The following is a 14,546-nucleotide window of genomic DNA, read 5'->3' as shown; positions in this document are numbered from 1 at the left end:
AAATGAGCCTTGCACAAAGAGGCCAGGGAAAGGCGCAACATGAATTGTCCATCAGCCGCCTGATCGATGCACCGCCGGCGAAAGTATTCCGTGCCTGGACCGAGCCACAGTGGCTGGTGCAGTGGTGGGGGCCCCATGGCATGACCACGCCTGAGTGCGAGATGCAACTGTGGGTCGGGGGGCTGCTGCGCACCCTGATGCGTGCGCCCGATGGCACCGAGTACCCCAACCAGATGGTGTTCCTGGAGATCGCCGCACCCCGGCGACTGGTGTTCACCGATGCCTTCGGGCCCGGTTGGGTGCCGTCGGACAAGGCGTTCATGACGGCCGTCATCACTTTCGACGACGAGCAGGGCAAGACCCGCTACACGGCCAGGGCCTGGCACTGGAACGCCGACGATCGCCAAGCCCATGAGGAAATGGGCTTTTACGAGGGGTGGGGGGAGAGCCTGGATCGCTTGGTCGAGGTGGTGACCCAGCGGATGCCGGACTGATGGCTGATCCGGACCAGGTGCGTGCCCAGGTCGAGGTGGTCTATCGACGGGAGTCGCGGCGTATCCTGGCGACGCTGATCCGCCTGTTGGGCGATTTCGACTTGGCCGAGGAGGCCATGCATGATGCGTTCTTCATTGCCGTGGAGCGCTGGCAGCGCGATGGCATTCCGCTCAACCCGCGGGCCTGGCTGGTGTCCACCGGGCGCTTCAAGGCCATCGATGCCTTGCGCCGGCGTGCCCGTTTCGATCGCTCCCAGGCTGAGTTGGCGATGATGATCGAGGCCCAGGGGCAGGACCCGAGCGAGGAGGAACTGCTGGCTGACGATCGCCTGCGCCTGATCTTCACTTGCTGCCACCCGGCCCTGGCCGCCGACGCCCAGGTACCGCTGACCTTACGCGAAGTCTGTGACCTGACCACCGAGCAGATCGCCCGGTCCTTCCTGCAGAGCCCGGCGACCATCGCCCAGCGCATCGTGCGGGCCAAGGCGAAGATCCGTGATGCGCGCATCCCTTATCAGGTGCCGGTGCTGGCTGAGCTGCCCGAACGCCTGGAAAGCGTGCTGCGGGTGATCTACCTGGTGTTCAACGAGGGGTATTCGGCGTCTTCGGGCGAGGCGCTGATGCAGCATGAACTGAGCGACGAGGCCATCCGTCTGGGTCGGCTGTTGGCGCAGTTGCTGCCGGAGCCGGAGGTCCTCGGCCTGCTCGCGTTGATGTTGTTGCAGACGTCGCGACAGCGTGCGCGTTGCGATGCCCAGGGCGAATTGATCCTTCTGGATGAGCAGGACCGTAGCCTGTGGGACCGCGAACTGATCGCCGAAGGCTGCCAGCTGGTGCAACTGGCCCTGCGCAGCCGGGGCTTTGGCGCCTACAGCTTGCAGGCGGCGATCGCTGCAGTGCATGCCGAAGCCCCCAGTGCCGAGGAGACGGACTGGGCGCAAATCGTCGGGCTATACGATGTGCTGCAGCGTGGCTGGCCATCACCGGTGATCGAACTCAACCGTGCGGCGGCGCTGGCACGAAGGGACGGCCCCCAGGCCGGGCTGCGGGCGGTCGAGGCGATCCTGGCCCGGGGGCAGTTGCTGGACTATCACCTGGCCCACGCGGCCAGGGCTGAGCTGCATCGCCAGCTCGGTCATCCGGAGCAGGCCCGGGCGGCCTGGCGCAATGCCCTGGCCCTGACCCGCCAAGGCCCCGAGCGGCGCTACATCGAGCGCCGCCTGAGCGAGTTGCCGTGATCAGCCGAAGGTGATCGGCGGAGGGCTGACCAGCTCGACGGTCTGCTGCTTGCGGGGGGCGAGGATCTCGGCTTCGCCTTCGACCACCAACTCATCGTTCTGGTTGTAGACGTTGGTGGCGATGCGCACCTTGAACTTGGGCAACTTCTCGAGGATTTCCAGGCGCACGGTCAGACTGTCACCGATCTTGACCGGCTTCTGGAAGCTCATTTTCTGGCCCAGGTAGATGGTGCCAGGGCCCGGCAGGGTGCAGGCCACGGCGGCGCTGATCAGGGCGCCGCTGAACATGCCGTGGGCGATGCGCTCGCGGAACATGCTCTTGGCGGCGAACTCGGCATCCAGGTGCACCGGGTTGTGGTCACCGGACATGGCGGCGAACAGCTGGATGTCGCGCTCTTCGACGGACTTGCTGTACTCGGCGGTCTGGCCGACTTCGAGGGCTTCGTAAGGCGTGTTGGTGACCTGGGTCATCGATGTTTCCTTCAGTTCGGACAAGGGGCAATCATTCACTGCGGGTAGGGCGGCCAAGGGCCAGCGCTTGCTCCAGCCAGTCGATGATGTCTGCGGTGACCTCGTCGCGATTGGTTTCATTGAGCAGTTCATGCCGCGCTTCGGGGTAGATGCGCAGTTGCACATGCTGGTTGCCGGCCGCGCGCAGAGCAGTGGCCAGATCCTTGAGACGCTTGCCGGCACTGACCGGATCACATTCGCCGCCGATCACCAGGATCGGCAGGTTCGGATCGATCTGCGCCAGGTTCTTTGGCTGGCTGATCTGCTCCAGGCCTTGCAGCAGGTCGAGCCACAGGCGGTTGCTGCAGCGAAAGCCACACAGCGGGTCGGCGACATAGCGGTCGACCTCGCCTGTATCGCGACTGAGCCAGTCGAAGGCCGTCCGGTTGGGCTTGAAGGCCTTGTTGAACGAGCCGAACGACAGCCAGTCGATCAGCGTGCTGTGCCCCAGCGGGCCCTGGCGCCAGGCTTCGAACCGGGCAATCAGGGCTGCACTACGGTACAGCGCCGGTGGCTGGAAGTTCGAGCCACTGAGCACAGCGCCATGCAGGCTGGCGCTGTGATGCATCAGGTAGGCCTGGGCGATGTAGCTGCCCATGCTGTGGCCGAACAGGAACAGCGGCGTGCCTGGATACTGCTGGCCGATGTGCTGGCTGATCAAGGCCAGGTCGTTGACCACGGCATTCCAGCCATTTTTCCGGGCGAACAGGCCTAGGGTACCCAGCTCGGCGGTGCGTCCGTGGCCGCGCTGATCATGGGCGAGCAGGGCGAAGCCGGCCTCGGCCAGGGCGTGGCCCAAGCGCTGGTAGCGCCCGGCGTGCTCGGCCATGCCATGGGCCAGCAGCACTACCGCCTTGACTGGTGTGGCCGGCAGCCATTGGTAGACATACAGGCTGCAATGCTCACTGGCGGGCAGCCAGAACGCGTCGTGGTGCATGGCGGGTCCTTTGCGCACGGTTACCCGCACAGTGTATGCGCAATGCCTTCGATTGCAGGATGGGCAGGAATAATATTCAGAATGTTAATGACGGTACTTGGCATATTTGCCACCTGGGGCATAACTGCTAACGTCGGCTAAGCACCTTTTTGCCATCAAGGCATCCAGGTCCGGGACGGCCCAGGTAAGAGGAATAAGAATAAATGCAAGCTGATTTCTGGAATGACAAGCGCCCCGAGGGCGTGCCTTCAAGCATTGACATTAACGCTTACAAATCCGTCGTCGAGGTCTTCGAGCGTTCCTGCAAGCGGTTCGCCGACCGTCCGGCGTTCAGCAACCTGGGGGTGACCCTGACCTACGCTGAGCTGGAGCGTCAGTCGGCAGCTTTCGCCGCCTACCTGCAACAGCACACCGACCTGGCACCGGGCGACCGCATCGCGGTGCAGATGCCCAATGTGCTGCAATACCCGATCGCAGTCTTCGGCGCCATGCGCGCCGGGCTGATCGTGGTCAACACCAACCCACTGTACACCGAGCGGGAAATGCGCCATCAGTTCAAGGATTCCGGTGCCCGCGCCCTGGTCTACCTGAACATGTTCGGCAAGCGCGTGCAGGAGGTGCTGCCGGACACCCGTATCGAATACCTGATCGAAGCGAAGATGGGCGACCTGTTGCCGGCGGCCAAGGGCTGGCTGGTGAACACGGTGGTAGACAAGTTGAAGAAGATGGTCCCGGCCTACAACCTGCCGCAGGCCGTGCCGTTCAAGCAGGTGTTGCGGCAAGGCCGCGGGCAGCCGGTGAAACCGGTCAGCCTGAGCCTGGACGACATCGCGGTGCTGCAGTACACCGGCGGCACCACCGGCTTGGCCAAGGGTGCCATGCTGACCCACGGCAACCTGGTGGCCAACATGCTCCAGGTGCTGGCCTGCTTTTCCCAGCACGGTCCTGATGGCCAGAAGCTGATCAAGGACGGGCAGGAGGTGATGATCGCGCCGTTGCCGCTGTACCACATCTATGCCTTCACCGCGAACTGCATGTGCATGATGGTCACGGGCAATCACAACGTGCTGATCACCAACCCGCGCGACATTCCCGGCTTCATCAAGGAATTGCAGAAGTGGCGGTTCTCGGCACTGCTGGGTTTGAACACGCTGTTCGTCGCGCTGATGGATCATCCGCAGTTCAAGTCGCTGGACTTTTCCGCGCTCAAGGTCACCAACTCCGGCGGCACTGCGTTGGTCACGGCTACCGCCGAACGCTGGGAAAGCCTTACGGGCTGCCGCATCGTCGAGGGCTATGGCCTGACCGAAACCTCGCCGGTGGCCAGCACCAATCCCTATGGCCATCTGGCTCGCCTGGGCACCGTCGGCATTCCTGTCGTCGGGACCGCGTTCAAGGTCATCGATGACCAGGGCAATGAGCTGCCGCTGGGCGAGCGCGGTGAGCTGTGCATCAAGGGGCCTCAGGTGATGAAGGGCTATTGGCAGCAGCCGGAGGCCACCGCCGAGACCCTGGACAGCGAAGGCTGGCTGAAGACCGGCGACATCGCGGTGATCGACCCGGATGGCTTCACTCGCATCGTCGACCGCAAGAAGGACATGATCATCGTCTCGGGTTTCAACGTGTACCCAAACGAGATCGAGGAAGTGGTCATGGGCCATCCACAAGTGGCCAACTGCGCCGCCATCGGCGTGCCGGACGAACGCTCGGGGGAGGCGGTCAAGCTGTTCGTGGTGGCGCGCGAAGGCGGCGTCAGCGTCGAAGACCTCAAGGCCTACTGCAAGGCCAACTTCACCGGCTACAAGGTGCCCAAGCACATCGTCCTGCGCGATTCGCTGCCGATGACGCCCGTCGGCAAGATCCTGCGGCGAGAACTGCGGGACATCGCGTAGACGCGTGTTCGATGCCGCTCCTACAGAGTCCTACTAGATCAATGGGTTATGTGTTGTTCTGTGGGAGCGGCCTTGCGCCGCGGTGGCTGCGTAGCAGCCCAGCATTAGGCTATAAGAGAGGCCATGAACCGGCCAAATGCGACCTTTAGTTTTTTTACTCTAAAAATGACCAGTAGTATTCTTTAAGTCATTTTTGTGACTGATTGGGCCGTTATGGCTCTAGTCGACCCTTGGCAAAGCTGCTACTCTCGGCGCGCTTCCAGGTGATCCGGTTTGCAATGAGCCGTCATCCCATATCAATAATAATCGCATCGATGCGATGAAGAATTCGCTGTTGCTGAAGGAGTGGGCTTCCATGATCGAACATTTTTGGAAGGATAAGTACCCAGCGGGGATTGCGGCTCAAATCAACCCTGACGAATTTCCGAACATCCAGGCGGTACTGAAGCAATCCTGCCAACGCTTTGCCGACAAACCGGCCTTTAGCAACCTGGGCAAGACCATCACCTATGGCGAGCTGTATGCCTTGTCGGGGGCTTTCGCCGCCTACCTGCAACAGCATACCGACCTCAAGCCGGGCGATCGCATTGCCGTGCAACTGCCCAATGTCCTGCAATACCCCGTGGCCGTGTTCGGCGCCATGCGTGCCGGGCTGATTGTGGTCAACACCAACCCGTTGTACACCGCACGGGAGATGGAGCACCAGTTCAACGACTCCGGCGCCAAGGCGCTGGTGTGCCTGGCGAACATGGCGCACCTGGCCGAGAAGGTGGTGCCCAAGACCCAAGTCCAGCACGTCATTGTCACCGAAGTGGCTGACCTGTTGCCACCGCTCAAGCGCCTGTTGATCAACAGCGTGATCAAGTACGTGAAGAAGATGGTGCCGGCCTACCACCTGCCCAGGGCTGTGCGCTTCAACGACGCCTTGAGCAAAGGCCAGGGCCAGCCGGTGACCGAGGCCAACCCGCAGGCCAACGACGTTGCCGTGCTGCAATACACCGGCGGCACCACCGGCGTGGCCAAAGGGGCCATGCTGACCCATCGCAACCTGGTGGCCAACATGCTGCAATGCCGGGCGCTGATGGGCTCGAACCTGCACGAAGGCTGCGAGATCCTCATCACCCCGCTGCCGCTGTATCACATCTATGCCTTCACCTTCCATTGCATGGCGATGATGCTGATCGGCAACCACAACGTCCTGATCAGCAACCCGCGCGACCTGCCGGCCATGGTCAAGGAACTGTCGAAGTGGAAGTTCAGCGGCTTCGTGGGCCTTAACACCCTGTTCGTTGCCCTGTGCAACAACGACACTTTCCGCAGCCTGGATTTCTCGGCACTGAAGATCACCTTGTCGGGCGGCATGGCCTTGCAGATGAGCGTGGCCGAGCGCTGGAAAGCCGTGACCGGGTGCGCCATCTGCGAAGGCTACGGCATGACCGAGACCAGCCCGGTGGCCGCGGTCAACCCGGCCGAGCGCAACCAGATCGGCACCATCGGCATCCCGGTGCCTTCGACCCTCTGCAAGATCATCGACGACAGCGGGCATGAACTGCCGCTGGGAGAAACCGGCGAGCTGTGCGTCAAGGGCCCGCAGGTGATGAAGGGCTATTGGCAACGCGAGGATGCCACCGCCGAGATCCTCGACAGCGAAGGCTGGCTGAAGACCGGTGATATCGCTCTGATCCAGCCGGACGGCTACATGCGTATCGTCGACCGCAAGAAGGATATGATTCTGGTCTCGGGCTTCAACGTGTACCCGAATGAACTGGAAGACGTGCTCGTCGGCCTGCCCAGTGTCTTGCAATGCGCCGCGATCGGTGTGCCAGACGAGAAGTCGGGCGAGGTGATCAAGGTGTTCATCGTGGTCAAGCCGGGCATGACCCTGACCAAGGAGCAGGTGATGGAGCACATGCGCGCCAATGTCACCGGCTATAAGGTGCCACGCTACATCGAGTTCCGCGATGCGCTGCCGACCACCAATGTCGGCAAGATCCTGCGCCGTGAACTGCGCGATGAAGAGCTGAAGAAGCAGGGCCTGAAGAAGATCGCCTGAGCCGTTGGAGCCTTCCCGGTTGTAGTGCCTGTTCGCGGGCAAGTCGGTGTGCCGACTTGCCCGCGAATGCGTAGTAGAGGCCACCAGTCGCCTCGGTGTGGGCCAAGCGCGTTATGCCTCTCAGCGCAGTTTTTCCAGCATCTGGTAGTACCACATCCCCGCCGCCAACAGCGGATTCCCCAACAGCTCGCCCATAGGCACCTTGATGTGCTTGCAGCCGGCGAAGGTATCGAACTTCTCCAAGGTCCCGGTCAACGCTTCGGCCATGATCTCGCCCATGATGTGGCTGGTGGCGATGCCGTGCCCGGAGTAGCCCTGGCAGTACCAGACGTTGTCTGACAGCTTGCCCAGTTGCGGGATGCGGTTGACCACGATGCCCATGGCGCAGCTCCACTGGAACTCGATCGGTACGCCCTTGAGCGCCGGGAAGGTGCGCTCGATGCAGGGGCGCAGTTCGCCGGCGATGTCCCGTGAATCCCGTCCCGAATAGTTGGCGCCGCCGCCGAACAGCAGGCGCTTGTCGGCGGTCAGCCGGTAGTAGTCGAGGACGAAACGGCAGTCGTACACGGCCAGGTCCTGAGGGTTGATCTGCTCAGCCAGGTCGCCTAGTGGCGCGGTGGTGACGATGCCGCCCATGGCCGGGAAGATCTTGCCCTTTAGTTGGCGTGGTTCGAGCTTGTGATAGACGTCACCGGCCAGCAGTACCTGGCGCGCCTCGATGCGGCCTTGGGCGGTGACCACGGCCGGGCGCGGACCGTGGACGATGTCCAAGACCTGCGAATTCTCGAACACCAATGCTCCAAGCCCATGGGCGGCGCGGGCTTCGCCCATGCACAGGTTGAGCGGGTGCAGATGCAGGTTGCGGCGGTTCTTCAGGGCGCCCAGGTACAGTGGGCTCTGCAGGTGTTCGCTGACCGCCTGGCGGTCGAGCAACTGCACCTGCTCGCCCATGCCACGCCGCTGGGCCTCGGCCTCGAAGGCACGCAGCTCGTTCATGTGCGAGGGCTTCATGGCGGCATGCAAGTGGCCGCGCTTGAGGTCGCAGTCTATTCGATAGCGCTGTACCCGTTGTTCGATGATCTGGTGCCCGCGCCAGCGCAGGTGCCAGATGAAATCGTCCACCTCGCTGCCGAGCCGTGCGCGCATCTGGTTGCGCATCGCTTCGTCGCCCGAGAGGCTACCGGTGACCTGGCCGCCGTTGCGCCCGCTGGCGCCCCAGCCGATGCGGTTGGTTTCGACGATGGCGACCTTCAGGCCTCGTTCGGCGAGTTCGACGGCGCTGGCCACGCCGGTGAAGCCACCGCCGATGATCGCCACGTCCACTTGCTCGGTGCCCTTGAGGGTTGGGTACTGGACTGGGTCGTTGAGACTGGCGGTGTAGTAGGACGCGCTGCGCTGGGCCGGGCCACTGTTCACTGCTGCATTCATGGGTGTTTCCTTGGTGCGAAAAGGGGGAGGGGATCAAGCCTGGGTCAGGTACCAGCGCCAGTCCTGCTCGCTGACTTCGGCCATGAACTGGCGGTACTCGGCGCGCTTGACCTTCAGGTAGACGCCGAGGAAGTCCTCGCCCAGGGCTTCCCGTGCCCACTGCGAGCGCTCCAGGGCCTGGAGGGCGGTGAGCCAGTCGCTGGGCAAGTGTTCGGTGGCCTGGGCATAGCCGTTGCCTTCGACCGGTGCGCCCGGATCGAGTTGTTCACGGATGCCGCGGTGGATGCCGGCGAGGATCGCCGCGGCGGCCAGGTAGGGGTTGGCGTCGGCGCCGCAGATACGGTGCTCCACATGCCGGGTCTTGGCCGGGCCGCCGGGCACGCGCAGGCTGACGGTGCGGTTGTCGACACCCCAGGTCGGCGCCAGCGGTGCGTAGCTGTTGGCCTGGAAGCGCCGGTAGGAGTTGGCGTTGGGGCAGAACAGCAGCAGCGAGTCGAGCAGGCTGGCGAGCATGCCGCCGACCGACTGACGCAGCAGTGGGGTGCCGACTGGGTCTTCGCTGGCGAACAGGTTGTTGCCCTCGGCATCGGCCAAGCTGACGTGCATGTGCATGCCGGTGCCGGCGAGGTCATCGAACGGCTTGGCCATAAAGCAAGCTTGCATGCCGTGGGCATGGGCCACGCCCTTGACCAGGCGTTTGTAGCGCACGGCCTGGTCCATAGCCGCCAGGGCCGGGCCGTGTTCCAGGGTGATTTCCACCTGGCCGGGCGCGTACTCGGAGATGGCCGTGCGCGCGGGGATACCCTGGGCCTTGCAGGCGGCGTAGAGGTCCTTGAGGAAAGGCTCGATCTGCTCCAGTTCGCGCAGGCCGTAGACCTGGGTCTGGCGTGGACGGCCACCGTCCTGGTCCAGTGCCGGTTGCGGTCGGCCCTGGGCGTCGCGCTGCTGGTCGAGCAGGTAGAACTCCAGCTCGCAGGCCATGACCGGGTGGTAACCTTCGGCCTGCAGTTGCTCGATCACTTGGATCAGCGCTCGCCGTGGATCGGCTACCGTGGCTGGCAGGCCTTCAGTGGGGTGCATCGAGACCTGCACCGCCGCCATGGGAATCTGCCGCCAGGGTAAGCGCACCAGGCTGCCTTCCAGCGGGTAGGCGCGGCAGTCGATGTCGCCCACGTCCCAGACCAGGCCGGAGTCTTCCACGTCATCGCCGTTGAGGGTCAGGCCGAGAATGGTACTGGGCAGAGGACGGCCGCTTTCATAGACCGTTAGCAGCTCATCACGGTGCAACAGCTTGCCACGCGGCACGCCGTTGGCGTCGAGGATGAACAGTTCGATCATTTCGATATCGGGGTTGTCAGCCAGGAAGTTCCGGGCCTGCTCTACAGGGGCAAAGTGCATAGGGTTCGCTCGCGCCTATGGGCGCACGGGACCGGCCACAGCTGTGCGCTCGGTCGGACTGAGGAGATCGGCCAGCGGTGGCCGGGCCGGTTCAGTAGGAAGCGAGCGAAATATCCGGTGGGCGGGCATGGCGGCAGTGCCACAGGGCCCAGAAGGCGAGGATCACATGCACCAGCGGGTTTTCACCGGAACGTGCCCGGGCCTTCGGTTGCGAAGGGCAGGACAGCGGGGGTGGCGTACACGGGATGCAGGACATGGCTGGATACTCCCACGCAGAACAAGGTTGATTAAATCAGCGTTTGACTACCTTCAGTTGCAGTATGGCTAAACAAAGATCCTATCGCTTCGAACCCACGGTGCAGGCTGTTCTTCCCTGTATTTCCCCTCTGAGTCAGGCGCCGTGCCGTGGCCCGGCAAATCTGCGACAATCGCAGCCCTGCAAAATGCCGATCATGAAAAAGCAGGCTCACCTGCATCACTAAAAAGCCCCATGACAGACCACGCGATAGACCAACTGCTGAAGAACCTCGACCACGCCATGATTGCCGACCGCCATCGCCTGCGCCGGCAATTGCATGAGTTGCGCAAGCGCCCGGACGAGGCGCGCCTGGCCCAGTGGGTGGAGAAGGTCCAGGCCTCTTGCGCCCAGGTCACCGCCCGCAACGCCAGCGTGCCGCACATCCGCTACGACGACAACCTGCCGATCGCAGCCAAGCGTGACGAGATCAAGAAGGCCCTGGCCGAGCACCAGGTGCTGGTCATCGCCGGCGAGACCGGGTCGGGCAAGACCACCCAGTTGCCGAAGATCTGCCTGGAAATGGGGCGCGGCCAGCATGGCCTGATCGCCCATACCCAGCCACGCCGGATCGCTGCGCGCAGCGTTGCCACCCGTGTCGCCGAAGAACTGGGCACGCCATTGGGCGGGCTGGTCGGCTACCAGGTGCGCTTCGAGGACCAGAGCGACGCCAATACTCTGGTCAAGCTGATGACCGATGGCATTCTGCTGGCCGAGACCCAGCACGACCGCTTCCTGGAGCGCTACGACACCATCATCGTCGACGAAGCCCACGAACGCAGCCTGAACATCGACTTCCTGCTCGGCTACCTGAAGACCCTGCTGCACCGGCGACCGGAGCTGAAACTGATCATCACCTCGGCGACCATCGACCTGGAGCGCTTTTCCAAGCACTTCGACAATGCGCCGATCATCGAGGTGTCCGGGCGTACTTACCCGGTGGAAACCTGGTACCGGCCGCTGGCCAGCGAGCAAGACGAAGAGGGCAACCGGGTCGAGGACGACCTGACCGTCGACCAGGCGATCCTCGCTACCTTGGACGAGATCGCCGAGCATGAGCGGCGTGAGCGCAAGGGGCCGGGCGATGTGCTGGTGTTCCTGCCGGGCGAGCGGGAAATCCGCGATGCCGCGGAGATCCTGCGCAAGGCCCCACTGCGCCATACCGAGATCCTGCCGCTGTATGCGCGCTTGTCGCCTGCCGAGCAGCAGAGGATCTTCCAGTCCCATGCCGGGCGGCGTGTGGTGCTGGCGACCAACGTCGCCGAGACCTCGTTGACGGTGCCAGGCATCCGCTACGTGATCGACAGCGGCACCGCGCGCATCAGCCGCTACAGCTACCGCGCCAAGGTCCAGCGCTTGCCGATCGAGGCCGTTTCGCAGGCCAGCGCCAACCAGCGCAAGGGCCGTTGCGGCCGGGTCGAGCCGGGCATCTGCGTGCGCCTGTACAGCGAGGAAGACTTCAACGCCCGCCCAGCATTCACCGACCCGGAGATCCTGCGCACCAACCTGGCCGCGGTGATCCTGCAGATGCTGCACCTGCGCCTGGGCGCCATCGATGCTTTCCCCTTCATCGAGCCGCCCGATGGCAAGGCCATCAGCGACGGCTTCAACCTGTTGCAGGAGCTCTCGGCGGTCAACCGTGAGAACCAGCTGACCCCGCTGGGGCGTCAGCTTGCGCGCCTGCCGATCGATCCGCGTTTGGGTCGCATGCTGCTAGAAGGTGCACGCCTGGGCAGCCTGCAGGAAGTGCTGATTGTCGCCAGTGCCCTCTCCGTGCAGGACCCACGCGAGCGCCCGCCGGAGCGCCAGCAGGCCGCCGACCAGGCCCATGCCCAATGGAAGGATGCCGACTCCGATTTCGCAGCCCTGGTCAACCTGTGGCGTGGCTTCGAGGAGCAGCGCCAGGCACTGACCGCCAACCCGCTGCGCAACTGGTGCCGCAAGCACTTCCTCAACTATCTGCGCCTGCGCGAGTGGCGTGATGCCCACCGCCAGTTGGGCCTGATCTGCCGCGATCTGCAACTGACGGTCAACAAGGACCCGGCCGACTACCCACGGCTGCACAAGGCCATCCTCAGCGGCCTGCTCAGCCAGGTCGGGCACAAGGCGGAAGAGGGCGATTACCAAGGGGCGCGCCAGCGACGCTTCTGGATTCACCCGTCCTCGGGCCTGGGCCGCAAGCGTCCACAGTGGGTCATGGCGGCCGAACTGGTGGAAACCACCAAGCTCTATGCGCGCATGGTCGCCAAGATCGAGCCGGACTGGATCGAGCCACTGGCTGGGCACCTGGTCAAGAAGAACCACTTCGAGCCGCACTGGGAGAAGAAGCGTGGACAGGTGGTGGCCTATGAACAGATCACCCTCTATGGCCTGATCCTAGTCGGTCGCCGACCGGTGCATTACGGGCCGATCGACCCGGTGGTCTCGCGCGAGCTGTTCATCCGCGAAGCCCTGGTCGGTGGCGAGATCCAGTCGCGGGCCAAGTGCCTGTCGGCCAACAAACGCTTGCTCGAACAGCTCGATGAGCTGGAGGCCAAGGCCCGCAGGCGCGACATTCTGGCGGACGAGGAAACCCTCTACGGTTACTACGAAGAGCGTCTGCCGGCGGAGATCCATCAGACGGCAACCTTCGACGCCTGGTACCGCATCAACAGCCAGAAAGACCCACAACTGCTCATCATGCGCGAGGAAGATGTGCTCGCTCGCGAGGCCAGCGAGGTCACGGCCGCGCAGTATCCGAACAGCATGCACGTGGGCGAGCTGAGCCTGCCGCTGAGCTACCACTTCGAGCCGGGACACCCGCGTGACGGGGTCACCGTGCGGGTGCCGGCGCCGCTGCTGCCGAGCCTGCCGGGCGAGCGCCTGGAATGGTTGGTGCCGGGCCTGCTGGAGGCCAAGTGCATTGCCCTGGTGCGTAACCTGCCTAAGGCGTTGCGCAAGAACTTCGTGCCGGTCCCTGACTTCGTCAAGGCCTCGCTGCAGCGCATGACGTTCGGCCAGGGCGCCTTGCCCCAGGCCTTGGGCCAGGAGCTGCTGCGCATGACCGGAGCGCGGGTCAGCGACGAGGCCTGGGCGGAAGCGGCTGGCCTGGTAGAGGGCCACTTGCGCATGAATATCGAGGTGGTCGACGGCCGGGGCAAGTTCCTCGGCGAAGGCCGTGACCTGGCCGAGCTGACTGCTCGCTTCGCCGCGGCCAGCCAGGCCGCGTTGGCGGTGCCGCGCAACGACAAGAGCGACGAGCCAGTGCAGGCCAAGGCTTTTGCCGAGGTGGCGCAGACCGCCCAACAGAAGATCGCCGGACTGTCCATGACGGTCTACCCGGCATTGATTGAGGACAATGGCACGGTCAAGGAGGCGCGCTTCTCGACCCAGGCCGAAGCCGAGTTTCAGCACCGCCGCGCCCTGCAGCGCCTGTTGCTGCAACAGTTGGCCGAGCCGGCCAAGTTCTTGCGCGGCAAGCTGCCCGGGCTGACCGAACTGGGCCTGCTGTACCGCGAATTAGGACGGGTGGACGCGCTGGTCGAGGATATCCTCCTGGCCAGCCTCGACAGCTGCATTCTCGACGGTGAAGACAGCCTGCCGCGTGATGGCGCCGGCCTCGCCTCGCTGGCCGAGCGCAAGCGTGGCAGTTGGGCCGAACATGCCGAGCGCCTGGCGCGCCAGACCCTCGAAGTGCTCAAGCTCTGGCACGGCCTGCAGAAGCGCTTCAAAGGCAAGATCGACCTGAGCCAGGCGGTAGCCCTCAACGACATCAAGCAACAGTTGGCCAACCTGGTCTATCCCGGCTTTGTCCGCGAGACGCCGGGTGCCTGGTTCAAGGAATTACCGCGCTACCTGAGGGCGGTCGAATTGCGTCTGGAGAAGCTCGGGTCGCAGGTGCAGAAGGACCGGGTATGGAGCGGCGAACTGGGTAACCTGTGGGCCCAGTACAAGGCCCGTGCCGACAAGCACGGCCAGGAGGGCAAGCGTGACGAGCAACTGGCCTTGTACCGCTGGTTGCTCGAGGAATACCGGGTTTCGTTGTTCGCCCAGCAGTTGGGTACCAAAGTCCCGGTTTCCGACAAACGATTGAGCAAGCAGTGGAGCCAGGTGGAAGCCTAGTTGCGCTGATTTGTGGCAAACTTCCGAAGCTAGGGGCCGCTATGCGGCCCATCGCGACACAAGGCCGCTCCTACAGGAGATGTGTCTAACCTGTGGGAGCGGCCTTGTGTCGCGATCGAGGGCGCAGCCCTCGCAGAATTGAACGACGCAAAGCTCTTTTTCAGCAGGTGCATTGCGGATACAAATTGGCACCAAAGTGC

General features: G+C 63.8%; 10 protein-coding genes. 5 read left to right on the top strand and 5 right to left on the bottom strand.

From position 1 onward, the window contains the following. The first annotated feature begins 2 nt into the window (after nt 1-2). Together ACYU03_RS18735 and ACYU03_RS18730 are read left to right on the top strand one after the other, a co-directional pair. Nucleotides 3-494: an SRPBCC family protein gene (locus tag ACYU03_RS18735; protein ID WP_461886121.1), complete on the top strand. Its 492-nt coding sequence runs from the start codon at nt 3-5 to the stop codon at nt 492-494. Then, nucleotides 494-1,732: an RNA polymerase sigma factor gene (locus tag ACYU03_RS18730; RefSeq protein WP_461886120.1), complete on the top strand. Its 1,239-nt coding sequence runs from the start codon at nt 494-496 to the stop codon at nt 1,730-1,732. Before ACYU03_RS18735 ends, ACYU03_RS18730 begins: the two co-directional genes overlap by 1 nt. On the opposite strand, the gene ACYU03_RS18725 is transcribed toward ACYU03_RS18730, so the two are convergent. Continuing rightward, nucleotides 1,733-2,203 carry a MaoC family dehydratase gene (locus tag ACYU03_RS18725; RefSeq protein ID WP_461886119.1) on the bottom strand — a complete coding sequence of 157 codons (471 nt, stop codon included), beginning with the start codon at nt 2,201-2,203 and terminating at the stop codon, nt 1,733-1,735. A gap of 31 nt (nt 2,204-2,234) precedes the next feature. Then, nucleotides 2,235-3,179 carry a lysophospholipase gene (locus ACYU03_RS18720; protein WP_461886118.1) on the bottom strand — a complete coding sequence of 315 codons (945 nt, stop codon included), beginning with the start codon at nt 3,177-3,179 and terminating at the stop codon, nt 2,235-2,237. A 203-nt stretch (nt 3,180-3,382) separates the two neighbouring features. Between ACYU03_RS18720 and fadD2 the strand changes: the two genes are divergently transcribed. Next, entirely contained in the window at nt 3,383-5,071 is a 1,689-nt protein-coding gene (gene fadD2 / locus ACYU03_RS18715; protein ID WP_461886117.1) for a long-chain-fatty-acid--CoA ligase FadD2, read from the top strand. A gap of 355 nt (nt 5,072-5,426) precedes the next feature. Continuing rightward, a complete protein-coding gene (gene fadD1, locus ACYU03_RS18710) occupies nt 5,427-7,124 on the top strand; it encodes a long-chain-fatty-acid--CoA ligase FadD1 (RefSeq protein ID WP_461886116.1) in 1,698 nt (565 codons plus the stop codon). Nucleotides 7,125-7,244: 120 nt separating this feature from the next. On the opposite strand, the gene ACYU03_RS18705 is transcribed toward fadD1, so the two are convergent. The 3 genes from ACYU03_RS18705 to ACYU03_RS18695 form a co-directional block, all read right to left on the bottom strand. Then, nucleotides 7,245-8,552 (bottom strand): NAD(P)/FAD-dependent oxidoreductase, encoded by a 1,308-nt coding sequence (locus ACYU03_RS18705; protein WP_461886115.1) that lies wholly within the window; start codon nt 8,550-8,552, stop codon nt 7,245-7,247. A gap of 33 nt (nt 8,553-8,585) precedes the next feature. After that, a complete protein-coding gene (locus tag ACYU03_RS18700) occupies nt 8,586-9,950 on the bottom strand; it encodes a glutamine synthetase family protein (RefSeq protein WP_461886114.1) in 1,365 nt (454 codons plus the stop codon). Between the two features lie 91 nt (nt 9,951-10,041). Next, nucleotides 10,042-10,206 carry a hypothetical protein gene (locus ACYU03_RS18695; protein WP_461886113.1) on the bottom strand — a complete coding sequence of 55 codons (165 nt, stop codon included), beginning with the start codon at nt 10,204-10,206 and terminating at the stop codon, nt 10,042-10,044. 234 nt (nt 10,207-10,440) lie between these two features. Here ACYU03_RS18695 and hrpA point away from each other — a divergent pair, with 234 nt between their 5' ends. Next, the gene (gene hrpA / locus ACYU03_RS18690; protein ID WP_461886112.1) at nt 10,441-14,346 is read left to right on the top strand and encodes an ATP-dependent RNA helicase HrpA; all 3,906 of its coding nucleotides are present in this window, start codon (nt 10,441-10,443) and stop codon (nt 14,344-14,346) included. Nucleotides 14,347-14,546: the final 200 nt, after the last annotated feature.

The sequence above is a fragment of the Pseudomonas sp. X10 genome (assembly GCF_054889225.1).
Note: the sequence above shows the minus strand (reverse complement) of the source record. Positions and strands in the feature narration are given on the sequence as shown.